The organism is Mucilaginibacter pedocola (assembly GCF_002013915.1).
Classification (GTDB): Bacteria; Bacteroidota; Bacteroidia; order Sphingobacteriales; family Sphingobacteriaceae; genus Mucilaginibacter; species Mucilaginibacter pedocola.
The window spans coordinates 158,760-183,901 of the sequence record NZ_MBTF01000005.1; the positions used below are offsets into that span (position 1 = coordinate 158,760).

The window sequence follows — 25,142 nt, forward strand, 5'->3', positions numbered from 1 at the left end:
ACACTCATGGCACTTGTATTTTATTATGCAAGCATAGTAAAATTATACCAAAAACCAAAATGGTATTTTGTTTTTCATCTACCCACGATACCGCTTCTGCGGGCCTTTCGGTTATTTGTTTGATGGTTTTTCGGTATTTAAATATCATTTTACGGGTGAACGAGTTAAAGGTATTGCCACCTGCTATGAACAGCCTGCGGTGCCCCGCCCAAACTACGCAGGCCGTTGAAAAGAAGAAGGCCTTGTACGCAAAGTTCCGCCATGCTTTCGACCATGCCGCTTTGCCCTCGTATATAATGGCCAACCGCTCGGTTTGGAAAGTGATGTGCGGCGCTTCGTCTATTAAAATATCAGTGCAAATTTGTTTCAGTAGGCGGCAACCGGTAGCATCTTTTAATGCCTGGTAAAATATCTGGGCGGTACTTTCCACTACAATTACGGCCAGGGTCCATATTTCCATATTGGTGTTGTAGTAGCGCACTTTACGGAAAAGCGTATCGCCCCAATCTTTTTGTATACGGGTTTTGCCAATGCCATCAATATACCTGCCCAGGTTGTTGCCGTGCTTTTGCTCTTCTTTTATAAACAGCTTTACGGCCTCCACATAATCCGGGTCGCCAATTTTGGCGGCGTATTTGGCCGATGCAGCTATCAGGTGCTTTCCTTCAGAAGTTTCGCCGAGTTGCCAGGCTTGCAGCGATGGCAAGATAATGTCCATTTCTTCTTTGCTGAGCTTGGGGTACAGGTGCCAATCAATCCGCTGATGGCGGGCATTTTCCCTGAAATGCCTTATCCAATAATTACTTGTATGCATGGTAAAATAGTTTGTTAAGGTTAATTAGCGCCCGCATGCAATTGCAGCGGCGGGCGCAAGGTTTAGGTGATAGGGTTTAGGTAAATTTTTATTGGGCATCCCAGTTTATCTTCCTCGAGAAATACATTAGCGAGGCCACAATAATGAACAGTGCAATTGCACCAACCAGCAGCGCATAGCTTTCTAACTGTATAATGATGAAAATAAAGCCGTAGAAAATGCTGAGGATAAAGGCGAACAGTGCAGCGGCCGCCTTATTGTGCAGCAGCGATGCCGTGAACGTAGCAATGAGCCCTATAGTAGCTACCGATGAAATGAGGTAAGCATAGTTATAACCTATTTTTTCGGCCAGCGACAGCAGCAATATGTAATATACAATCATCGCCGCCCCTATCAGCGTATAATTGAACAGGTGTACCGGCTGCTTGCGTATCAGTTCGGTTAAAAACAGCGATACGAAAGTTAGCACAATGATTAGCGTAGCATACCGGTTGGTGCGGGTGACTTTACGGTACTCATCTACCGGGGGCTGCAGCTTTACGCCAAAGGTGGCTTCGGCAATTGATTTGGGGTTATTCAGCACCGAGTTATCATTAAGCCATTGCTGCGGGAAGGGCCTGTTGTAATACAATCGGTGCCATTTGGCGCCCGAACCGGTGGCGGTACTGTCGCGCATGTCGGGCAGGTAATGCCCGGTGTATTGCGGCGTTGGCCAATCGCTCTTGAACTGCACATCGGTAGTTTTACCCAGGTGCAGAAAGTTGATATCATTGCTCCCCTTCAGGTCGAGGTTATAACTAAAAGCGATGTTTCCGTTGGTTGCGGCGGTAAAACCCACCTGTAAGGCCTGCTCGAAAGGGTTGTTATCTGCCGGCGCAGATTCGGGCGTATAGGTTTGCCCCTGTATCTTCACCGAAGGGTTATTCAGCAGCCCTTTAATGTCCGATATTCCGAATAACAACCTTGCCTTATCGTACATCACCTGCCCCGCATCTATACCCAGCTTGGCTAGGTCGGGCTGCGCAAAATTGCCCTGCACTTCAATTGCCGAACCATAAACCGTTACATCGAACACGCCCTGCGTAAAGGGTTGTGTTTTTAGTTTGGCGTTTATATACAGGTTATCGGGCAACAAATAAATGTATCCCGTAGCATTGGCGATCGCCCCCGGGTTTTTATTATAGGGGATGATCAGCACAGGCCCTTGCACCAACTGGCTGCCCGACCAGCTATCAGCTACCCCGCTCAGCATTTTGGTTTGGATATCCTGCCGCTCATCTACCAGCCCCTGTATCCATGTAGATGGAATGAGCAGGGCAAGCGTTATCAGCGTCATCACTAATAGTTTCACAAAAATGGAACCCTGGTACCATTTGTTTTTCGGAGGTTCGTAGTATTCTATCATGATTTAATTTGAAAGTTCTTTGCAGTTCAAAGTATACATTTAAAAATATACCGCTCATGGCAAAGCGGCTATTCTTCTAATGATATAAAGTACTTTGAATAACAAAGTAAATAAATCAAAATCATACTTCCTAATATTTTTAATACTTTAGTTGGTATGGCACTCAGGGGGCAAATAGTAAACTGGCTTAGAAACGCTTTCTCGCAATCCCCTACCTATTTTACCGAGTTGTATTATTTTGATAAAAGAGAGGCGGTATTCTTCTCCATACACCTTTGCGATTATTTCATGTTCGACGAAAATCTTGATCTTGCAGAAGGTACAGTGTCTGGCTATTCGCCTGGTTCTGTTGAATTTATTCAGGATAAGATTAGGCTCTTAAAAGCCGGGGATGTATCAATACTGGAGTTGCCTCGTCTTGGGGAAGCATATACAGAAGAAGAACTTGTAAAACAGATAGATTCCTTTTTGAATGTAAATGCTATCGATACCACGAATTCATGGGTTTGGTTGCCGGAAGGCGAAACAGTTACTATTGCACTTCCGCTGCAGGATACTACACCAATATCGCCGCCTTTACCAAATAAGGCAATATCTCTTTTTGGAAGGATACGAAGTTTTTTCGCACGTCGCTATCGCTTACCGAGGTAAAGGCAAAGCTGAATACGATGCTTTTGCTGCACTTGATCAAAAAGCGGATGCGTTGCTGGTAGGTTTCGTGCTTGCGGATACCGGCCAGTTGGGTAAAGCTCATTACCAGCAGGTCTTCCAGTTCGTTCGATAAGTTTTTCAGGAAATCCTGCGAGTTGGTGCTCTCGCGGATAAAATCCCAACCGATAAATTCGTTGCAAACGGTGTACGAGAGGCGGCAGGTTTTCATGATGAGGTTATTCAGTTGTGCCTCCTCATCCATCTCGGGGATATTGGTATTCACCAGGTCATCTACACTGGCTTTAATATAATCCATAAGCAGCACATGCAAAATGGCCTCTTTGCTCTCGAAGTACTTATAAATAGTGGCCTTGGCAATTTTTGCGCGCTTGGCTATTTCGTTTACACTTGTTTTATGGTAACCGAATTTGCGGAACAGATCCTGCGCTGCCCGCTTAATACTTTCTTTAATTTTATCGGCTTCCATGCATCAGTTAGATACAAATATCTCAAATTGCGTGGTATTTACAAGGTACGAGCGGAGATATTTGGTGGCGGGCGCCTTAACGGGGCTCCCGTCCGACAATGAAAATTTTGCTCCGCTGCAGGGGTCGGTAGCTGTAAAACCCGTTTCGTCCGGCGTTATGGCGCAGAGTTTTTCGGGCTGGTAGCTGCTGCAACGGTCGTAGCAGGATATCGTGCCGTCGGCCTGTTTGTACAATAACAAGCCGGCCACTCCATAGCCTGATATTACAACCGACCCGCCAACGCTGTTCAATGCAGTGAAACGCGGGTCGGTTCTTGAGGCCCGGAAATTAACAGGCACGCTTGGCACTACACCTTCAACTTTGCCACAGGCGGTAAACAACATAGCAGCAAAAAAGATGATAAGTGCCTGCCTCATATAATTTCGGTTTGGAATTGTTTCAGGAAACGAACGTCGTTCTCAGAGAATAAACGCAGATCGCGTATTACATATTTTAAGTTGGCAATTCTTTCCATACCCATACCAAAGGCAAAGCCGGTGTATTTCTTGCTGTCGATGCCGCAGTTCTCCAAAACGTTAGGGTCAACCATGCCGCAGCCCAATATTTCTACCCAGCCGCTGTATTTGCACATATTACAACCACTGCCCTTGCAAATGGTACACGAGATATCCATTTCTGCCGATGGTTCGGTGAACGGGAAGTACGACGGACGGAACCTTACTTTGGTGCCTTCGCCGTAAAGCTCCTGCACAAAGTGGTAAAGGGTTTGTTTCAGGTCGGAGAAGCTCACGTTCTCGTCAACATATAAACCTTCTACCTGGTGGAAGAAGCAATGTGCACGTGCAGAGATAGCTTCGTTACGGTAAACACGGCCGGGCATAATGGCGCGAAACGGCGGTTTACCATTCTCCATCATGCGCACCTGTACCGATGAAGTATGCGTACGCAAAGCGATATCGCCCTGTTCTTTATCACCTTTGCGGATAAAGAAGGTATCCTGCATATCGCGGGCGGGGTGCTCCTCGGGGAAGTTAAGGGCAGAGAAATTATGCCAGTCGTCTTCTATCTCCGGGCCTTCGGCAACCACAAAACCAAGGCGTTTGAATATATCGATGATCTCGTTACGTACCAACGATAGCGGGTGGCGCGAACCAACTTCCAAACCATCGCCGGGCAAAGTAAGGTCGATATCCGATTTAGTATCAGCAGTCGCTGAACCCAAACCTTCTTTCACTTCTTCGTAACGTGCTTCGGCCAGTTGTTTAAACTGGTTAAGCACTTTACCAAAGGTGCGTTTCTCATCGCTGCTAACAGTTTTGAACTGTTCGAAAAGGTCCTTAATGATACCCTTGGTGCCTAAAAATTTAATGCGGAAAGATTCCAGTTCCTCCGCCTTAGCAGCGGTGAAAGCTTTTATCTCGCTGGTATATTGGTCTATTATGTTTTGCATTACTTATATTCTATTATCTAAGCTAATAAGATAGCTCCTGAACTTGTCTTCAACTAATCGCGAAACCGTAGTTTTATTGGCCTTTGCCAAGGCTTTCAAATACTTGATGGTCTCCTCCGGTAGATCTAAGACAACTCGCTTTTTCATATTTGCTTTAAACCTGCAATTTACGAATTTATTTAATCACCCTAAGCTCCTTACCTACCTTGGTAAAGGCAGCAATAGCTTTGTCGAGATGCTCCCTATCATGAGCGGCAGATATCTGCACCCTTATGCGGGCTTTGCCTTGAGGCACCACCGGGTAGTAAAAACCAATAACATAAATACCTTCGTCCAGCATTTTGGCAGCAAACTCCTGCGCCAGCTTAGCATCGTAAAGCATTACCGGTACTATGGGGTGCACGCCCGGCTTAATATCAAAGCCGGCGGCGGTCATTTGCTCGCGGAAGTATTGAGTGTTGGTTTCCAGTTTATCGCGCAGGTTGGTAGTTTCGCTCAGCATATCCAGTACAGCTATCGAGGCACCGGTAATAGCCGGAGCCAACGTGTTGCTGAACAAGTACGGGCGCGAACGCTGGCGCAGCATATCAATGATCTCTTTACGGCCCGATGTAAAACCACCCGACGCACCGCCAAGGGCTTTACCCAGCGTACCGGTGATGATATCTATTTTGCCCATTACGTTATGGTGTTCGTGCGTGCCGCGGCCGGTTTTGCCCATAAAGCCGCTGCAATGGCTCTCGTCTATCATTACCAAAGCATTGTATTGCTCGGCCAGTGCGCAAATTTTATCCAGTTGGGCAATGGTGCCATCCATCGAGAATGCGCCATCAGTAACAATAATACGGTGGCGAAGCTCCTGCGTTGCTTTCAGTTTCTCTTCCAAATCTGCCATGTCATCGTGCTTGTAGCGGTAGCGCTGAGCTTTGCACAGGCGTACGCCATCGATGATAGAGGCATGGTTCAACTCATCCGAGATAATAGCATCCTGATCATTGAACAAAGGCTCGAACACGCCGCCGTTGGCATCAAATGCTGCTGCATAAAGAATGGTGTCTTCGGTGCCTAAAAATTCGGCGATCTTTTGTTCCAGTTGTTTATGTATATCCTGCGTACCGCAAATAAAGCGTACCGACGATAAACCGTATCCGTGCGTATCCATAGCTGCTTTGGCCGCATCTATTACACGTTGGTTGCCCGATAGCCCCAAATAGTTGTTGGCACAAAAATTTATAACTTCTTTACCGCCTTGTACGGTAATATCTGCGCCCTGCGGCGAGGTGATGATACGTTCGCGTTTGTAAAGCCCTGCTTCTTCTATCCCGGCAAGTTCCTGTTGTAAAACCGGCTGCAATGTTGTATACATAAAATAGCTGTTTAGGCCGCAAAATTAAACATAATGCCGAAAGGAATGCCTACCTGCAACATTTTTAATATATTACCATTGTAAACAAACATTTTGCGCTAAAAGATATTAAAGTAAAAACCTATGAAAAGATATCTACTCCTCTGCGTTTTTATACTTGCCGCCCTCAGCGTATCGGCGCAGCAAAAACAATATACCCTATCGGGAAAAATAACGGGGCCTAAAAACGAAGCGGTATCTTTCGCGTCAGTTTATGTGCGCAACTCAACTTATGGCACAACCGCTAATGAGGAAGGCGTTTATACCCTAAAGTTAGCCCCCGGCACTTATACGGTAGTTTACCGCCTTGCGGGCTATGCGGTACAAACCGACCAAATTACCATAGGTGAGCAGGATGAGCTGCACAACGTACAAATGCAGAGCGAGGAGTTCCGATTTACACAGGTATCGGAGAGGTGGCGCAACAATACCGACCCCGGCGATACCATTATGCGCATGGTTATCAAAAACCGCCTTAAACACCTCAACGAAGTAAAAGGCTATTCCTGCGCGGTATATATTAAGGGCGTACAGAAATTGTTGAGTACTCCAAAATCTTTACGCAGTGCAGCCGTTACCCGCGCGCTCGACCTCGATTCTCTGGGCCGGGGCATCCTCTACCAATCAGAATCACTTTCTACCTTCAATTACGAAGAACCGGATAAAGTGCACGAGGTTACCATTGCATCGCGCAATGCGGGTATCAATACCGCCTTTGGCTACAACAAGGCATCGGACTTGCAGGCAAATTTCTACCGAAACATTTTCAGCATACCGGGGCTAAGCACACGCGGTTATGTTTCGCCGGTGGCATCAGACGCCTTCAGGTTCTACCGCTACAAACTCATCGGCAGCACAGTACAAAACGGACTTACTATAGATAAAATTCAGGTTATTCCGCGTAGCGAACTGAGCCAGTGCTTTAACGGCAGCATTTACATTGTAGAGGGCGATTGGCGCATTTATAGTGCCGACCTGCTTTTGGAAGGTAAGGCCAACTCACTTAACCTGGTGGATACCCTGCAGGTGCGCCAGCAATTCATCCCGATAACCGATAGTGTTTGGATGCCGGTTTCAACGCTTTTCAACTTTAAAGGCTCGGTGCTGGGTTTTAAATTCGGCGGGTATTACGAGGGCATTTACAACAACTATAAAATTAACCCAACTTTCCCGGAAGGCTTTTTCACCGGCGAAATACTGCGGGTTGATACCGCTGCGAACATGAAGAACGCCGGCTATTGGTATGCCAACCGCCCCGTACCGCTTACCAAACAGGAAACACGCGATTTTCAGAAAAAGGATAGCGTAGCAGCTTACCATAAAACCGAGGCCTACCTTGATACGTTGCAGCACACTAAAAATCACATTAACTATCCCGGGTACCTGATATTCGGCTACAGCGCCAGCGACCGCACCGAACGCGACTCGCTTTACATTTTCCCTTTCCTGCAAACGTTCTACTACAATACGGTGGAGGGTTTCGGCATAAACGCCAAGGTGAGGTATACCCGCACTATAGACGACTTCCATTCGCTGGCTATTACGCCCGCCTTGCGCTATGGTTTCTCCAACAAAATATTCAGCGCTAATATGCTCGCCGAATATAAGAACGACCCTTTCCATAACGCTAAGTATTGGGTAAGCTTCGGTAGCGATGTGCTCGATTTGAACAACGTGGGTACGCGTTCGCTATACTTCAACACGCTGAGTACCATCTTGAGCGAGAACAACTACGTAAAATACTACCGTTCGCACTATTTTGGCGGCGGTTACCAGCGCGAGGTGGCCAACGGTGTATTATGGAGTGCCAGCCTGAACTACTCAAGCCGCAGCCAGTTATACAATACCAACCTGGGGCATTTGGTTGATGTAAAGGACCGGGAATTTACTTCCAACAACCCATTGGTACCGGCAGGTACGCCACCTGACGACCGCACGCCATTGTTCCCCGAGCACCAGGCACTATCCTTCACAACGGCGGCTACCTTTACGTTCGATCAGCAATATATCACCCGCCCTACCGGCAAATTCAACCTGCCATCAAAATACCCAACGCTTACGGTTACCTACCGCAAAGGCTTCCAGGGGGTATTAGGGTCGGATGTTAATTACGATTTTGCCTCGGCCGATATTTCTCAATACAACATGCGTATCGGCCTATCGGGCTTCTCGTCGTTCAAGCTAACCACAGGCGGTTACTTCAATAACAAACGCGTGTACTTTATGGATTACTACCACTATTTGGGTAACCAGGGTACCACGTTCGACCCTACCTACATCGGTAGCTTCCACTTCCTGCCGTTTTACACCTATAGCACCAATGGCGGCTTCCTGGAGGCGCACTACCAGCATAACTTCGCCGGTTCGCTGCTCAACAAGGTGCCCTATCTGCGCCGCCTGAAACTGGAAGAAGTAATAGGTGCCAACTTTTTAACCACCAAAGGCAACCCCAACTACCGTGAGTTCTATGTAGGCGTACAGCGCCTGATATTCCGTGTAGATTATGGTATATCCTACGCCGGGAACAAAAAGTACCTGCAGGGATTCAGGATATTTTATGGTATAAGGTAACGTTGAGTGAATGGTTGATTGAGAGAGTGGTGAGTGGTTGCCATAACCACTAAACCATGCAAACCACTCACTTAATCAACCATTTCACCATTCACTAAAAACACTTATCTTTGCACCTCATTTAACACCGTTTGCAGCGGTATCAATGTATTTATGGCAAAGTATAACACACTACTGTACTATTGTTATTCAACAATAGCCAATGCGGAGCAATTTGCTGCCGATCATTTAAAATTTTGTAAAAGCTTAGGGTTAACCGGCCGCATTATAGTTGCCGAAGAAGGTTTGAACGGTACTGTTTCGGGCACGGTCGAGGCTTGCCAAACCTATATGGATGCTGTGCGTGCCGATGGCCGTTTCGGCAGCCTGGAGTTTAAAATAGATGAGGTAGACGAGCCTTCGTTCGTTAAAATGCACTGTCGATATAAATCAGAGATCGTACACTCGGGCCTGCGCGACCCTAACGTGATAAACCCGCAACAGCAAACCGGCAAACACCTGGAGCCTGCCGAGTTTTTGGCCATGAAAGACCAGAAAGATGTTGTGGTGCTGGATGTACGTTCTAACTACGAACACAACCTGGGCAAATTTAAAAACGCCGTAACCCTGGATATCGAGAACTTCCGCGATTTCCCGGCCATGATAAACGAGCTGGCCCAGTATAAAGATAAAAAGATACTCACCTACTGCACGGGCGGCATCAAATGCGAAAAAGCATCGGCCCTGCTGCTGCACGAAGGTTTTAAAGATGTTTACCAACTACACGGCGGCATTATTAAATATGGCAAAGAAGCCGGCGGTGAAGATTTTGACGGCAAATGCTACGTTTTCGATAACCGCCTTTCGGTTGAAGTGAACAGCGTGAACCCGGTGGTGATATCTACCTGTTTCAACTGCGGCAAGGTTACGCCAAAAATGATCAACTGCGCCAACCCCGAGTGCAACGAGCATTTCACCCAGTGCGACGAATGCGGCACCGCCATGGAAGGCTGCTGCAGCGATGCCTGTAAAGAGCACCCGCGCAAACGCCAATACGATGGTACGGGCTATTATGTAAAAGTTCCTCAGCCGGTAAATACTGCTAAAAAGGGTAATTTGCAATTGGCAGATTAACTTCCAGGGGCTGTATTATGCTTGAAACTTGTAAGCATTTTCTAATGGCGGTAAGCACATTTAAAAAATAATAATTTCCCTTACCTTTGCACCCTTATGGGCAGATCGGGCAAACCAAGGGTAAATAAAGTATTTGAGAACGTTGAGGTTATTGATATAGCCGAAGAGGGTAAAGGCGTAGGCAAGGCAGATGATTTTGTTTTGTTTATAGAAAAGGCCGTACCCGGCGATGTGGCAGATATTGAGGTTTACCGCAGCAAAAAGAACTTTGGCGAAGGCAAGATCATAAAACTTGCAAAGCCATCTGAATACCGCACCGATGCCTTCTGCGAACATTTCGGTATTTGTGGCGGCTGCAAATGGCAGCACATGACCTACGAGGCACAGCTGAAATTTAAACAAAAAGCCGTGCACGATGCCCTAACACGCATTGCCAAGATAGAAGTTGGCCACATGGACGCCATAGTACCATCGCCTGCCGACCGCTACTACCGCAACAAACTGGAATACACCTTTTCTAGCAAACGCTGGTTGTTCGATGGCGAGAACCGCGAGGACGAAACGCTGGATATGAACGCCCTGGGTTTCCATATCCCCGGCAGGTTCGATAAGATATTGAATATAAACCATTGCTACCTGCAGGCCGAACCATCTAACGATCTGCGCAACAGCATTAACGCCTTCGCCAAAGAGCAGGGCATTGATTATTACGACGTTCGCCAGCATACCGGCGCGTTGCGTAACCTCATTATCCGCACGGCATCAACCGGCGAAATAATGGTGATCGTAGTTTTTGCCCATGCATCCGAGGAGCAGGTAAGCACGCTGATGACTTTTGTGGATGCTAACTTCCCGCAGATAACTTCGCTGCTGTACATCCTGAACACTAAAATGAACGACACCATTTTCGACCAGGAGGTAAAAAGCTGGAAGGGCCCCGAATACATCCACGAGGAAATGCCCGCTGCTGGCGGCAAAGTGGTGCGCTTTAGGGTCGGCCCCAAATCGTTCTATCAAACCAACTCTATACAGGCATTAAAACTTTACGAGATAACCCGCGATTTTGCCGAGTTTAAAGGCGACGAGCTGGTTTACGATCTTTACACCGGCGCGGGTACTATTGCCAACTTTGTGGCCGGCCACGTGCGCGAGGTAGTAGGGGTGGAGTATGTACCAACTGCTATTGAGGATGCCAAGGTAAACTCGCAGATAAACGATATCACCAATACAAAATTCTACGCCGGTGATATGAAAGATGTGCTGGTAGCCGATTTTGTGGCCGAGCACGGTAAACCCGATGTGATCATCACCGACCCGCCTCGGGCCGGTATGCATGCCGATGTTGTGGCCCGACTGATGGAAATTGAAGCACCAAAAATAGTTTACGTAAGCTGCAACGCCGCCACCCAGGCCCGCGACCTGCTGGTGCTAAAAGAGAAATACGACACCGTAAAAATTCAACCGGTTGATATGTTCCCGCATACCCAGCACGTGGAGAATGTGGTGCTGTTGAAATTGAGAAACGACAATTAATAAAGGGAGTTTTCAAAACTCCCTCCTCGGGGAGGGGTGAGGCCGGATGTGCGCAAAGGCAGGGAGGGGTTAGCCACAACGCAAGCGTAATGCCTGTATTTACTTAGTTAACACCTCGCAAACTTCCTTCACCGTCTCACTCACCGGCTTAAACTCGAACCCGATGGCCTTCTTTATTTTGCTGTTATCAAACTCGCGGGTTACAGATGCGGCACGGGCGCTGGTTTTATCAATAGCAGGTGCCTGCCGGGTAAGCCTTCCCCAGAAAGCTGCGCCGCGCCAGGCCAGTTCCATCATCCAGGGTTTGGCTAATGTTGCCGGCGCCGGTACGCCAAGGCAATTGGCTATCTCGGTAAATATTTGCTGATAGGGGCGGTTCTCGCCGTTAATAATGTAACGTTCGGCGGTGATATCGCTTTCCATCAGGGCTATCATGCATTTGGCCACATCCTGCACATCAACAAAGCCAATAGTGCCGCGGGTATAAAATTTTAAGCCTTTGCGCACAGTCTCGAATATCTGCCCACTGCCCTCGATGCCGGCGCTTGGGCCGATGATGATGGTAGGGTTTACTATGACGGCATCTAACCCCTCGGCAATGCCGCGCCATACTTCCATCTCGCTTTCCAGTTTGGATATGGCGTAACCATCTTCTTCCAGCGTTGGGTCCAGATGGTGGTTCTCGGTGATGAGTTCGCCGGGTTTTGCTTCGCCCACGGCTGCTACCGAACTGGTGTGCACCATGCGGATGCCGCGTTCGGTACAAAGATCAACCAGGTACCCTGTGCCGGTAACGTTGGTGCGTATCATGGGCTCTTTGTCGGCAGCTTTGAGCGATACCCAGGCCGCGCAATTGTAAACTTGCGTAACATCTTCCAATGCAGCTTCCAGAGCAAAGGCATCCATCAGGTCGGCCTCTACCCATTCTATTTTGCCGGGGTAGGGTATCAGTATTTCGGGAATGGTAGAACTTGCCCGTTTGGTACAACGGATAGTATTGCCGCGCAGGATAAGCTCCTTCGCCAGTTCGGCCCCTAAAAAACCTGTTGCACCAGTAACTAAGATCATATGTGCAAATATGTAAATTAATGTGCAGATGTGCGAAAGATGTGCAGGTGTGCAGATTTCAGATGTGCAGATGTGCAGATGAAAGCGCAACATTGTTAGTGATAGGTACACGCAATTAAAACATCCACACATCGGCACGTCCAAAAAAATCTGCACATTTGCACATCCGCATATCTGCACATTAAAAACATATGTCTCTATCCGATTTTTTTACACCTATCGACCTCAAAAAAATAACGCCCAAGAATGGTTATTACACCAGCCAACTGGGCGACAGGATAGAGCACCATTCGGTAGCCTTCCCCGATTTGGAGCAGAAAGTGGATATTGCCATTGTGGGTGTACTGGAGGATCGCAACGCCATTGGAAACCCCGGCTGCGCCCTCGGCCCCGACTATGTGCGCGAGAAATTATACCAACTGAACGAAGGTGCCTACAACACTAAAATAGTAGACCTGGGTAATATAGCCCGTGGCGAGAAAGTTACCGATACCTACATCGCGCTAAAAACGGTGGTAGAAGAGCTGATCAAAAAAGACATCGTCCCTGTTATCATCGGCGGTGGGCAGGATCTTACTTACGCCCAATATATGGGTTACGAAGGGCTGGAGCAAAGAGTAGATGTAGTAGTGGTAGATTCGCATTTCGACCTGGATGATGATGGACTTGGCGCTACCATCGAAACAAACTCGATAGCCTACCTTAACAAACTCTTCCTACACGAGCCTAATTACCTGTTCAACTTCAGCAACCTGGGTTACCAAACCTATTTTGCCAGTCAGGAAAGCCTGCGCGTGATGGATAAGTTATATTTTGATGTGCATCGCCTGGGCGAGCTTACGGGCAATATGGCCGTAACCGAACCGGTGATACGCAATGCGGATATGCTGAGCTTTGATATGGGCGCTATCCGTTCATCAGATGCGGTGGCCAATGCCAATGCCAAACCAAACGGCTTTTACGGGCAAGAGGCCTGCCAGCTTTGCCGTTATGCAGGCTTTAGCGATAAGCTTACCTCGATAGGTTTTTACGAATTTAACCCTGCTTATGATAACAACGGGCAAACGGCCATGTTGCTATCGCAAATGGTTTGGTATTTTATCGATGGTTTTTATAACCGTAAGAAGGACCTGCCGCTCAACCCCAAATCGCAATATTTGATCTACAAAACCAGCCTGAAGCACGAGGAGCACGAACTGGTATTTGTAAAGAGCAAAAAAAGCGACCGCTGGTGGATGCAGGTTCCCTACCCAACCGGCGGCTCTAAAAACGAGCGCTTCCATTTGGTGCCCTGCCGGTACGACGATTATAAGATGGCCCGCAGCGGCGAAATGCCCGACCTGTGGTGGCGGACCTTCCAAAAACTTACCTAAACGCAATTAGCAAAGGCTTTTGCCGTTATAGAAAATTATTACTGGTTTAATTAAATGAAGAGAACATTTTTATGCCTGCTGGCAAGTTTACCGGCGCTGGCATTTGCACAAACCGCCGCGCCTTTTACCATAAAAGCAAAGGTGGGTAAATACAATACGCCTGCACAGGCATTTTTGGCCTACCGTTTAGGCTCTAATACCATTACCGATTCGGCAAAGATCGTTAACGGCGAATTTACTTTCACCGGCACCATTACTACGCCGGTAAATGCAACGCTGTTCATCGATTCGAAAGGCATAGGCTTCCAGAAATTTGTAGCGCAAAACTTTAAAGAGAATAGTGGCCCGGTAAAGGGTACCGACTTTTTAGGCATGTTTATAGAGCAGGGGAATATCGGCATTACCGCGCCTGATTCGCTTATCCACGGTAAAATAACCGGCTCTAAAGTGAACGATGATGATGCCAAATTAAAAGGCATGCTAAGCCCCATTATGGCAAAGGCCGTGGTTTTGGGTAAAGAGGCACAAGCTGCAACACCAGCGCAACAGCAGTCGGCAGCCTTTCAAAATGCCATGCAAGCAAAGTATAAAGCCCTGCAGGATGAGCAGCGTAATGTGTTAAAAAGCTACATTACCGCTAACCCCAACAGCTTTTTAAGCTTACTGGCGCTCACCAGTGTTAGCGGGCCGTCGCCGGATGTATCTGAAGTTGACCCATTGTACAATTCCCTGTCGGATGAGCTGAAGAACTCGGATATGGGCAAAGAGTTTAAGTATTCGCTGGATAAGTTGCGCATAACGGCTATTGGCTCTATGGCGCCCGATTTTATACAGAACGATGTAAACGGCAAGCCCGTTAGGCTGTCATCGTTCAAAGGTAAATACGTGCTGATCGATTTTTGGGCGTCGTGGTGTGGCCCCTGCCGCCAGGAGAATCCAAACGTGGTGCGCACCTACCACAAGTATAAAGACAAGAACTTTACTGTATTGGGTGTATCGTTAGATAAAGAAAGCGGTAAAGAAGCCTGGTTGGCCGCCATCAAAAACGATAAACTGGAGTGGACCCAGGTATCCGACCTGAAATACTGGAACAATATGGCTGCCGCCCTTTATGGTGTGCAGTCTATCCCTCAAAACTTCCTGATAGACCCGCAAGGCAAAATCATCGCCAAAGGCTTACGCGGTGATGACCTGGATGCCAAGCTGGAGCAGCTGTTGGGGAAGATATAAATGGTGAATGGTTGATTAGGTGAGTAGAGAATGGTTTCTGCAACCACTCACTTAATCAACCACTCTCTACCCACCAACTCCTTTTGTCACAAATCGGTGATATTTCCTGAGGCTATTTTTCATCTGCCTCATTTTGCCGTTATTAGTGTTTTAACACCTAACACATCTGTAATGAAGAAACTCGCACTAAGTGCATTTGCATTTATACCCGCTGTGCTGTTTGCGCAGGATACCAAATATACCGTACAAGGCAATGTGGGCACTTTTAATAAGCCTGCTAAAGTTTACCTGCAATACCGTAAGGATGGCAAAACCATTAGCGATTCGGTTACGCTGAACAATGGTAAGTTCGAATTTAAAGGCGATTTGGGCGCTACCCCTGTTAATGCAAGGTTGTGGTTTAACCCTAAAGCATCGGGCATGGGTGCGGCAGAAGATTCGCATTCGGTTTATTTAGAGCCGGGCGTAATTACCGTTACTACTGCTGATCTGCTGGAGCATGCTAAAGTAGATGGTACTAAAACCAATGCCGAGAACAATCAATACCGTGCAGCATTGAAACCGATAGATGATGGTTACGATGCGCTGGATGCCAAAGAAAAAGCCGCCGGCGAAGCAGCCAAATCTGAAGCTTTTATAAAAGAAAGCAAGGCAGAACAAAAGAAACTGATGGCACAATGGAACGCTGCTAACAAACAGTTTGTGTTAGATCACCCCGATTCGTACGTGAGCCTGAATGCGCTGCAATCATTTGCTTATAGCGCCGATTATGCCGATATCGCCCCAATGTTTGAAGCCCTTACGCCGGCTATAAAAGAATCGGCAGCGGGAAAGAAATTTGGCGAGCTGATGCCTGCTATTAAAGCCGTTGCTTTGGGTGCTACCGCGCCGGAGTTTGCCGAGCCTGATACTGCCGGCAAAATGGTTAGCCTGTCATCATTCCGTGGTAAGTATGTGCTGATAGATTTTTGGGCGTCGTGGTGTGGCCCTTGCCGTGCCGAAAACCCGAATGTGGTAAAGGCCTACAACCTGTATAAACAAAAAAACTTTACCATTATAGGCGTATCGTTGGATAGATCTACCGCCCGCAAAAACTGGATAGATGCCATTAAAAAAGACGGCCTAACCTGGACCCAGGTATCCGACCTGAAATTTTGGGACGATAAAACCGCCGCCATGTACGCAGTAAAAGGCATCCCTCAAAACTTTTTGATAGACCCGCAAGGCAAAATAATCGCCAAAAACCTACGCGGCGACGATCTGGATGATAAACTGGCGGAGTTGTTTGGGAAGATATAGTCTTTAGTCCGAAAGTCGGAAAAGACGGAAAGTCCGAAAGAAGAAGCAATAGCTCAATTCTTTCGGACTTTCTTTTTATGATCTTGATTCAACAGCAACCTCCGTCTTTCGGACTTTCGGACATCCGACTTTCGGACATCCGACTTTCGGACTACATCTTGGTTCAACAGCAACTTCCGTCTTCCGGACTTACGGACATCAGACTTTCGGACTACATCTTGGTTCAACAGCAACCTCCGTCTTTCGGACTTACGGACATCCGACTTTCGGACTACAGCAGGTCGAAACCAATATCCCTCCTGAAATACACGCCATCGTAGTAAATACGGGCGGCATCGGCAGTGGCTTGTTGCAGGGCGTTGAACATATTATCCTGCAGGGTAGTAATTGCTAATACACGGCCGCCCGTGGTGATTACATCTTCGCCACTTGTAGAGGTACCCGCATGGAACACATGCGAACCGCGTACATTCTCTATACCGCTTATTACTTTATTTTTTAGGTATTCGCCGGGGTAACCGCCTGCTACGCAAACTACGGTGGTGGCTACTTTGTTAGATATAACCAGTTCTTTTTCGTGCAGGTTTCCTTCGGCAACGCCTTGCAGCAGGTCTACAAAGTCCGATTCGATGCGCGGCATAACGCTCTCGGTCTCCGGGTCGCCCATGCGGCAGTTGTATTCAATAACCCATGGCTCGCCGTTGGTATTCATCAGGCCGATGAAGATAAAGCCTTTGTAGGGGATGCCTTCATTCTTTAAGCCCTCAATAGTTGGGATGATAACCTTTTGCTCCACCTTCTCCATAAATGCAGCATCGGCAAATGGTACAGGCGAAACCGAACCCATACCGCCTGTATTTAGGCCTGTATCGCCCTCGCCAATGCGTTTGTAGTCTTTTGCTTCGGGGAGTATTTTATAGCTGTTGCCATCGGTCATCACAAAAACCGAAAGCTCAATGCCTGTTAAAAACTGCTCTATAACCACCTTGCTGCTGGCGTCGCCAAACTTGGCTTCGGTAAGCATTTCGGCAAGTTCCTGTTTGGCTTCTTCTAAAGTAGTGCATATCAAAACACCTTTACCTGCGGCCAAACCATCGGCTTTTAATACAATAGGCAAGCCAGCGGTTTCCAAGTATTCGAAGCCTTCCTGCAGGGTATCTTTAGTAAATGTTTTTGAAGCAGCAGTAGGCACATTATTGCGCTGCATAAAATCCTTGCTGAAATCTTTACTGCCTTCCAGTTGCGCGGCCTGTTCCTGCGGGCCTATAACCGGGATGCCTTTCAGTTGCTCATCCTTCAAAAAGAAATCGTGTATACCTTTTACCAGCGGTTCCTCGGGGCCAACCAATACCATATCTATAGCGTTGGATAGTACAAAGGCCTTAATGCCGGCAAAATCGGTAACTTTAAGGTTCACGTTGGTGCCATACTGCCCGGTGCCGGCATTACCGGGGGCAATAAAAAGGTTTTCGCATTTAGGGCTTTGGGCAATTTTCCAGGCGAAGGCGCTTTCCCTTCCACCCGAACCAAGGATGAGAATGTTCATGAGGCCAAAGATACTCAGCCCCCTCTAAATCTCCCCCTGAAGGGGGAGACTTTTTTTTAATAACCCGTTGATAGCTATATTTACCCCATGTCGAAACGAATGAACAGGCTGATGAACCTGCCGGTGTATAAGAAGGCCGAGGAGGTTTACGAATTGGCAAAGGCCATGGTAGAGGTAATGGAAGATACCGACAAGCGCGAGGCCGAGTGGTTCAGTAACGAGATCATGAGCAATGCCACCATGATATTGGGCAAAATTGCCAATGCCGAGGGCGGCGGGCTTTACTCACTGCGGATGTATAATGCGGTGCGCATCAGGTTGGGCATACAGGATATGATGACGGCCGTGATCAGTACCGAAATGTTCGGCATGAACGAGGATGACTATGTGCAGCTAATGCGCGATAAGGTGGAAGAGTTCAGGATAGAGTTTGTGGCCTGGATACGCGGCTTCGATAAAAGCAACGATATCCCCGACGATTGGGCCATCCGTTTCGATACCAGCACCCCCGAGCAGGAAAAACTGGAAGAACTGATGTTCGACGAAGATAAGTTCTTCGAGAGTTTCGACGATGGGGATGATTGGTTCGATGATGAGGATAGCAAGGAGGGCGATGACGAAGACGATGCCGATAAGCCTAAATAATTAGCCGGGCTTACTTTGCGTCTTCGCGCCTCTGCGTGCCAAAATAGCCACTCAAATTCATCTGCACATCTGAAATCTGCATATTTGCACATCGGTTTACATCTGCATACCTGAAATCTGCACATCTGCACATCATTTTAAGGCTTAAAACCTTACCTTTGCCTGTCAATTTGACTTTATAATTACTATGGCGCAATTGTTGAGTTCGCCGTAGTACCATAATAAAAGAATATGTTAGACTTTTTTAGTAAGCTTTTCGGAAGCAAATCAGAACGGGATGTAAAAAGCATACAGCCTATAGTTGAAAAAATTAAGGCCGAATTTGCCAAGTTGGGCGAGCTGAGCAACGACGAGCTTAGGGCTAAAAGTATCGAATTTAAAGAAACCATTGCCGCAGGGCTTTCGGGTATCGATAGCGAGATACAAGCTATAAAAGACCGAACCGAAAACGAGTTGGATATGGACGTTAACGAAAAGGTTACGCTGTACACCCAACTGGATAAGCTGGAGAAAGACCGCAATAAAGAACTGGAAGAAATACTAATGAACATATTGCCGCAGGCATTTGCTGTTGTAAAAGAAACAGCTAAACGCCTTGCTGCAAACCCAAGCCTTGAAGTAACCGCAACTGATTTCGACCGTGAACTGGCGGCGCGTAAACCTAACGTTGTTATAAAAGGCGATAAAGCTATACACAGCAGCACCTGGATAGCTGCCGGCAACGAGGTTACCTGGAACATGGTACACTACGATGTGCAGCTGATAGGCGGTACCGTATTGCACCAGGGTAAAATATCTGAGATGGCAACGGGTGAAGGTAAAACGCTGGTAGCCACGCTGCCTGCATACCTAAACGCGCTGGCCGGCCAGGGTGTACACATTGTAACCGTGAACGATTACCTGGCCCGCCGCGATAGCGAGTGGATGGGCCCGTTGTACGAGTTCCACGGCCTGTCGGTTGATTGTATTGATAAACACGAGCCAAACTCGGAAGACCGCCGTAAGGCTTACCTGGCCGATATTACTTTTGGCACAAATAACGAGTTTGGTTTCGACTACCTGCGTGACAACATGACACGTAGCCCGGAAGAACTGGTGCAACGCAAGCTACACTTTGCCATGGTGGATGAGGTTGACTCGGTATTAATTGACGATGCCCGTACGCCGTTAATTATATCAGGACCTATCCCGCGCGGCGACGAGCACGAGTTTTACGAACTGAAACCGCGCATTGAGCGTTTGGTGAATGCGCAAAAAGCATACGTGAACAGCGTATTGAATGATGCTAAGAAAGCCATCAATGAAGGTAAAACCGGTGTTGATGAAGGCGGTTTGGCTTTACTGCGTGCACACCGTGCATTGCCAAAAAGCAAAGCGCTGATAAAATTCCTGAGCGAGGGTGCCAATAAATCTGTGTTGTTAAAAACAGAGAACCACTACATGCAGGATCAGGGCAAGGATATGCCTAAGGTAGACTCAGAACTATTCTTCATTATCGACGAGAAAAACAACTCGGTAGAATTGTCAGAGAAGGGTATCGAACTGATAACCGCTTCGGGCGAAGATGCCGGTTTCTTTGTGATGCCTGATGTAGGTACCGAGATAGCCAACATAGAAAAATCGGGTTTACCTGCCGAAGAAAAAATTGCGAGGAAAGATGAACTGATGCGCGATTTCTCAATCAAATCGGAGCGTATACACTCGGTAAACCAATTGCTTAAAGCTTATACTTTGTTTGAGAAGGATACCGAATACATCCTGGATGAAGGCAAAGTAAAAATTGTAGATGAGCAAACCGGCCGTGTGCTGGATGGCCGCCGCTACAGCGATGGCTTACACCAGGCCATTGAAGCAAAAGAGAACGTGAAGGTAGAAGATGCTACCCAAACCTTTGCTACCATTACGCTGCAAAACTACTTCAGGATGTACCACAAGCTTTGCGGCATGACCGGTACCGCCGTTACCGAAGCAGGCGAGTTTTGGCAGATATACAAACTGGATGTGGTAGAGATACCAACTAACAGCAAAATAACCCGCGACGACCGCCAGGATCTGGTGTACCGTACCGTGCGCGAGAAATACAATGCCGTTGCCGAAGAAATACAGAAACTAACCCAGGCAGGCCGCCCGGTGTTGGTGGGTACTACATCGGTAGAGATATCGGAATTATTGAGCCGCATGCTAAAACTGCGCGGCATTAAACACAACGTACTGAACGCCAAAATGCACCAGAAAGAGGCTGATATTGTGGCCGAAGCAGGGCAGGCAGGCACCGTTACCATTGCTACCAACATGGCCGGCCGTGGTACGGATATAAAATTGGGTGCCGGTGTTAAAGAAGCTGGTGGTTTGGCCATTGTAGGTACCGAACGCCACGAAAGCCGCCGTGTTGACCGCCAGTTGCGTGGCCGCGCCGGTAGGCAGGGCGACCCGGGTTCGTCGCAGTTCTTCGTATCATTGGAAGATAACCTGATGCGTTTATTCGGTTCGGAGCGTATATCTAACCTGATGGTGCGTATGGGTATCGAAGAAGGCGAAGTGATACAGCATTCAATGATATCGAGCTCGATAGAGCGTGCGCAGAAAAAGGTTGAAGAAAACAACTTTGGTATACGTAAACGCTTGCTGGAGTACGATGATGTGATGAACTCGCAGCGTACCGTTATTTACGCAAAACGTAAGAACGCTTTGTTTGGCGAGCGCCTGGAAGTAGATTTGAACAACACCATTTTTGATGTAATTGAAGATGTGGTTACCGAATACAAAGAGGCCAACAATTACGAAGGCTTTAAACTGGAAGTGCTGCGTTTGTTCTCGATAGATGTAGAATTGACCCAAGACCAGTTCGCCGGTACATCAATAAATAAACTGGTTGATAGCACCTTTGGTGAAGTTATAGAATTTTACAAACGCAAATCGGAAGCGGTGGCCCAGCAGGCATACCCTGTGCTGAAAGACGTTTACGAAACCCGCGGCCAGTATGTAGAGAACATCGTTGTTCCGTTTACTGATGGTGTGCGCGGTTTGCAGATAGCCGTACCCTTGAAGAAAGCGGTAGATAATCATGGTGCCGAGGTATTCAAATCGTTCGAGAAGAACGTTACCCTGTACCTGATAGACGATGCCTGGAAAGAGCACCTGCGCGAAATGGACGAGTTGAAACAATCGGTACAAAACGCCGTTTACGAACAAAAAGACCCGCTGTTGGTTTACAAGTTCGAGGCTTTTGAATTGTTCCGCCAGATGTTGGCAACCGTTAACAAGGATTTGGTTAGCTTCTTGTTCCGCGGTGGTATTGCCGTGCAGCAGGAGCCGGAGCAGGTTCGCGAAGCAAAACCGGAGCCTAAAATGGATTTGAAGAACATCCGTACTTCGAAACCTGAACTGGCTGGTGAAGCTAACGGCATGCCGATGGAAGATACCCGCGAGGTACAAAAGCCAACTCCTGTAAAGGTTGAGCAACGTATAGGCCGTAACGACCCATGCCCTTGCGGTAGCGGCAAAAAGTTCAAAAACTGCCACGGCCAGGGAATGAATTAAGCCCAACTCTATTGTCATCCTGAGCGAGAGCGAAACATCTGATAGCCCGTATGCATATCGGCGATCAGATGTTTCACTCTCGTTCAACATGACAAAACTTATAAAGTTAATAAACTATGAAAAGAGCAACATTTGATAGCGTAACCAAAATCACCCTCATCAAATTTTGCTCTTTTTTTATCCTGTTGTTTTTATCTGCAGCAGCATCGGCACAAACCCGCGGTAAGGTACAGGTAGTGCGCGACCCTTTGTTTGATACCCTGCTGGCCAAGCGTGCTATGCTCAACAAAGGCGGCGGTGCTTCGGGTGGCTACTCTTCGTCATACGGTTACCGGGTGCAGATATACAGCGGCTCTAACCGCAGCGCGGCCTTTGCGGCGCAGGCAAAGTTCAACCGCGAGTACCCCGAATTGCGTACTTACATCGGCTACCGCGAACCCAACTTTAAAGTAAAAGCAGGCGATTTCCGCACCCGTTTGGAGGCGGAGAAAATGAAAGCCGAATTGAAGAATACCTTCTCGGCCATGTTCATTGTTTCAGAAAAGATAAATCCCCCTAAAACAGTTATCAATAATGATTAAGGAAAAGATACAACAGCTTTCGGCAGATATTTTTAACGATGTAGTGGCTAACCGCCGCCATTTGCATGCTAACCCTGAGCTGTCTTTTCACGAGGTGCAAACTTCGGCCTACGTGGCAGGTAAACTGGATGAACTGGGGCTGAGCTACACTCGTATGGCAGATAATGGCCTGGTAGCGCTTATAGTAGGCGATAAACCATCGGACAGGGTAGTAGCCTTACGTGCCGATATGGATGCCCTGCCCATTCTGGAGGCCAACGATGTTCCCTACAAATCGCAAAATACCGGCGTAATGCATGCTTGCGGGCACGATGCTCACACCTCATCATTATTAGGTACCGCCAAAATATTAACCGAGCTGAAAAGTGAGTTCGGCGGCACGGTGAAACTGATATTCCAGCCCGCAGAAGAAAAGCTGCCCGGCGGCGCTAACCTGATGATACAAGAAGGTGTGTTAGAAAACCCCAAGCCACAAGCCGTGTTGGGCCAGCACGTAATGCCGCTGATAGATGCCGGCAAGGTGGGTTTCCGCGCAGGTAAATACATGGCATCTACAGATGAGTTGTATGTTACTGTAAAAGGTAAAGGCGGGCATGGTGCACAGCCGCAACAGAATGTTGACCCGGTTATCATCACCGCCCATATATTAACCGCCCTGCAACAGGTAGTAAGCCGCTTTGCCGACCCTAAGAGCCCGACTGTACTATCCTTCGGTAAGGTAATTGCCAATGGCGCTACCAATGTTATACCCAACGAAGTTTACCTGGAGGGGACCTTCCGTACCATGGACGAAAAATGGCGTAACGAGGCCCACATCAAAATAAAGAAAATGGCCGAAGGTATTGCCGAAAGCATGGGCGGCAGCTGCGAGTTTAACATTATGCGCGGCTACCCTTTCCTGATAAACGAAGAAGTATTAACCAACGCCACCCGCGGCCACGCCGAAGATTACCTGGGCAAAGAGAATGTATTAGACCTGGATATTTGGATGGCAGCAGAAGATTTCGCCTACTTTTCGCAGGCGGCCGATAGCTGCTTTTACCGCTTAGGCACGCGTAACGAGGCCCGCGGTATCACTTCATCGGTACACACGCCAACCTTCGATGTAGAAGAAGATGCGTTTAAAATAAGCACCGGCTTAATGGCCTATTTGGCTGTGAAGCAGTTGGGGAATTAATTTTTTTCAGTCCATGGGCCATAGTCGATGGTCCATGGACGAACCTTTTGCCGGCTGTAACGTTAGCTTTCTAACTATGGTCTATGGACTATCGACTATGGACTTCCTCATGAAAAAACTTCTAATAGCTTTCTGCTTTCTTCTTTCCGCTTTCGCCTCAAAAGCGCAGCAAATAAACCGCTTCAACCCCGATACACTGCGTACCATTGTTATTGATTCGCCGGTAAACATTGTATCGCATAAATTGCGCGCGCAGGATTTTATTGATGCCGTAATGCAGGATACCAGTTTTTACCTGGCCTTCCGCAACATGAAAAGCTACCAGTTCACGGCCGAAAACCGCATTTTTACCTACGATAAAAAGAATAAGGTAGACGGCCGTATATACCGCAAAATACAGCATAGCAATGTAGCTGGTGCGCATAAGCTGCAATACCTGGCCAAAGCCGATAGCGGCAATGTGTTCAAGAAGAACGGTAAGTACCAATTGTACACCGTCGAGATGTTCGATTACATTTTTATGAACGCCTACAACTCCGATTTTGTAGCCGGTCCGCCCGCAACATGCGAAGCTAAAACCAAAAACGAAGGCTACAAGGCCAAACTGAAAACGCTCATTTTTACACCCGGGCGCAAGGTGAGCGGCATTCCGTTCATCAGCAGCAAAACAGAAATATTCGGCCCTGAGCTAAGGCAGTTTTACCGGTATGAATTTGCGCGGGGTAAGTACCTTGATACAATCCCTGTATACCGCTTTAAAGTTATCCGCAAACCCAGCAGCACGGTTGATGATGTGATGATACAGGAGATGACCACCATTTTTGATGAGCGCACCTTCCAGATACTGGGCCGCTACATTGATATGAAGTACGGCAATATGTTCTTCGATTTCGACGTGCAAATGAACATCGAACTAAACCGCTTCGACGGCGAACTCCTACCCACCAAAATTACCTACCAGGGCAACTGGGACATCCCCTTCCACAAAGAAGAACGCGCGAGTTTCCTTATTCTCCACAAAGATTATAAGAAAGAATAAACAGGATTTTGAGGATTTAATAGGATTTGCAGGATTGGTTAATTTCAATCAAATCAAATCGCCCATCAAAAAAAAAAATCCTGCCTCAATCCATAAATCCCTTAATCCTGTTAAAAAAGAGACACGATTAAGCGATTGATGGATTGACAAGATTGAAATTAATAAGAAAGCCTTGCTAATATCTCCATCAGCAAGGCTTTTATCGTGTAAATCG

Annotated in this window: 20 protein-coding genes; 11 read left to right on the forward strand and 9 right to left on the reverse strand. The window is 47.5% G+C overall.

What is annotated here, in order from left to right:
• Positions 1–4: 4 nt before the first annotated feature.
• The 7 genes from BC343_RS08870 to kbl form a co-directional block, all read right to left on the reverse strand.
• Positions 5–814 (reverse strand): ferritin-like domain-containing protein, encoded by an 810-nt coding sequence (locus BC343_RS08870; protein ID WP_202909754.1) that lies wholly within the window; start codon positions 812–814, stop codon positions 5–7.
• Between the two features lie 88 nt (positions 815–902).
• Positions 903–2,219: a cell envelope integrity protein CreD gene (creD, locus tag BC343_RS08875; protein WP_078347417.1), complete on the reverse strand. Its 1,317-nt coding sequence runs from the start codon at positions 2,217–2,219 to the stop codon at positions 903–905.
• Positions 2,220–2,775: 556 nt separating this feature from the next.
• Positions 2,776–3,357: a TetR/AcrR family transcriptional regulator gene (locus tag BC343_RS08880; protein ID WP_078347418.1), complete on the reverse strand. Its 582-nt coding sequence runs from the start codon at positions 3,355–3,357 to the stop codon at positions 2,776–2,778.
• Positions 3,358–3,360: 3 nt separating this feature from the next.
• A complete protein-coding gene (locus tag BC343_RS08885; RefSeq protein ID WP_078347419.1) occupies positions 3,361–3,774 on the reverse strand; it encodes a Rieske (2Fe-2S) protein in 414 nt (137 codons plus the stop codon).
• A complete protein-coding gene (gene pheS, locus BC343_RS08890; RefSeq protein ID WP_078347420.1) occupies positions 3,771–4,808 on the reverse strand; it encodes a phenylalanine--tRNA ligase subunit alpha in 1,038 nt (345 codons plus the stop codon). Before pheS ends, BC343_RS08885 begins: the two co-directional genes overlap by 4 nt.
• A 3-nt stretch (positions 4,809–4,811) precedes the next feature.
• The gene (locus BC343_RS31945) at positions 4,812–4,955 is read right to left on the reverse strand and encodes a DUF6364 family protein (protein WP_394333361.1); all 144 of its coding nucleotides are present in this window, start codon (positions 4,953–4,955) and stop codon (positions 4,812–4,814) included.
• A 28-nt stretch (positions 4,956–4,983) separates the two neighbouring features.
• Positions 4,984–6,174, reverse strand: a complete 1,191-nt coding sequence (gene kbl, locus BC343_RS08895; RefSeq protein WP_078347421.1) for a glycine C-acetyltransferase — start codon at positions 6,172–6,174, stop codon at positions 4,984–4,986.
• Positions 6,175–6,297: 123 nt separating this feature from the next.
• Between kbl and BC343_RS08900 the strand changes: the two genes are divergently transcribed.
• The 3 genes from BC343_RS08900 (at position 6,298) to rlmD (ending at position 11,430) form a co-directional block, all read left to right on the forward strand.
• Positions 6,298–8,784, forward strand: a complete 2,487-nt coding sequence (locus BC343_RS08900; protein ID WP_078347422.1) for a DUF5686 family protein — start codon at positions 6,298–6,300, stop codon at positions 8,782–8,784.
• Between the two features lie 153 nt (positions 8,785–8,937).
• Positions 8,938–9,897 carry an oxygen-dependent tRNA uridine(34) hydroxylase TrhO gene (trhO, locus tag BC343_RS08905; protein WP_078347423.1) on the forward strand — a complete coding sequence of 320 codons (960 nt, stop codon included), beginning with the start codon at positions 8,938–8,940 and terminating at the stop codon, positions 9,895–9,897.
• Between the two features lie 96 nt (positions 9,898–9,993).
• Positions 9,994–11,430 (forward strand): 23S rRNA (uracil(1939)-C(5))-methyltransferase RlmD, encoded by a 1,437-nt coding sequence (gene rlmD / locus BC343_RS08910; protein ID WP_078347424.1) that lies wholly within the window; start codon positions 9,994–9,996, stop codon positions 11,428–11,430.
• Positions 11,431–11,529: 99 nt separating this feature from the next.
• Here the strand turns inward: rlmD and BC343_RS08915 are convergent, their stop codons facing one another.
• Complete coding sequence (locus tag BC343_RS08915) at positions 11,530–12,498, reverse strand: NAD-dependent epimerase/dehydratase family protein (protein ID WP_078347425.1); 969 nt, start codon at positions 12,496–12,498, stop codon at positions 11,530–11,532.
• Between the two features lie 191 nt (positions 12,499–12,689).
• Here BC343_RS08915 and BC343_RS08920 point away from each other — a divergent pair, with 191 nt between their 5' ends.
• The 3 genes from BC343_RS08920 to BC343_RS08930 all read left to right on the forward strand — a co-directional run bounded on the left by BC343_RS08920 (position 12,690) and on the right by BC343_RS08930 (position 16,400).
• Positions 12,690–13,871, forward strand: coding sequence for a formimidoylglutamase (locus tag BC343_RS08920; RefSeq protein WP_078347426.1), 1,182 nt, complete (start codon positions 12,690–12,692; stop codon positions 13,869–13,871).
• A 54-nt stretch (positions 13,872–13,925) separates the two neighbouring features.
• A complete protein-coding gene (locus BC343_RS08925) occupies positions 13,926–15,101 on the forward strand; it encodes a TlpA disulfide reductase family protein (protein WP_078347427.1) in 1,176 nt (391 codons plus the stop codon).
• Between the two features lie 171 nt (positions 15,102–15,272).
• On the forward strand, positions 15,273–16,400 hold the full coding sequence (locus tag BC343_RS08930; protein WP_162276842.1) for a TlpA disulfide reductase family protein: 1,128 nt from the start codon (positions 15,273–15,275) through the stop codon (positions 16,398–16,400).
• Between the two features lie 271 nt (positions 16,401–16,671).
• Here BC343_RS08930 and purD read toward each other — a convergent pair whose 3' ends face one another.
• Positions 16,672–17,946: a phosphoribosylamine--glycine ligase gene (gene purD / locus BC343_RS08935; RefSeq protein ID WP_078347429.1), complete on the reverse strand. Its 1,275-nt coding sequence runs from the start codon at positions 17,944–17,946 to the stop codon at positions 16,672–16,674.
• Between the two features lie 87 nt (positions 17,947–18,033).
• Between purD and BC343_RS08940 the strand changes: the two genes are divergently transcribed.
• From BC343_RS08940 to BC343_RS08965, 5 genes are all read left to right on the forward strand, one after another.
• Positions 18,034–18,591 carry a hypothetical protein gene (locus BC343_RS08940; protein ID WP_143822121.1) on the forward strand — a complete coding sequence of 186 codons (558 nt, stop codon included), beginning with the start codon at positions 18,034–18,036 and terminating at the stop codon, positions 18,589–18,591.
• 231 nt (positions 18,592–18,822) lie between these two features.
• Complete coding sequence (secA, locus tag BC343_RS08950) at positions 18,823–22,131, forward strand: preprotein translocase subunit SecA (protein WP_078347432.1); 3,309 nt, start codon at positions 18,823–18,825, stop codon at positions 22,129–22,131.
• 116 nt (positions 22,132–22,247) lie between these two features.
• Positions 22,248–22,712, forward strand: coding sequence for an SPOR domain-containing protein (locus BC343_RS08955; RefSeq protein WP_078347433.1), 465 nt, complete (start codon positions 22,248–22,250; stop codon positions 22,710–22,712).
• Positions 22,705–23,889: a M20 metallopeptidase family protein gene (locus BC343_RS08960; protein WP_078347434.1), complete on the forward strand. Its 1,185-nt coding sequence runs from the start codon at positions 22,705–22,707 to the stop codon at positions 23,887–23,889. The genes BC343_RS08955 and BC343_RS08960 overlap by 8 nt, the downstream gene beginning before the upstream one ends.
• A gap of 109 nt (positions 23,890–23,998) precedes the next feature.
• Positions 23,999–24,928, forward strand: a complete 930-nt coding sequence (locus BC343_RS08965) for a hypothetical protein (protein ID WP_078347450.1) — start codon at positions 23,999–24,001, stop codon at positions 24,926–24,928.
• Positions 24,929–25,142: the final 214 nt, after the last annotated feature.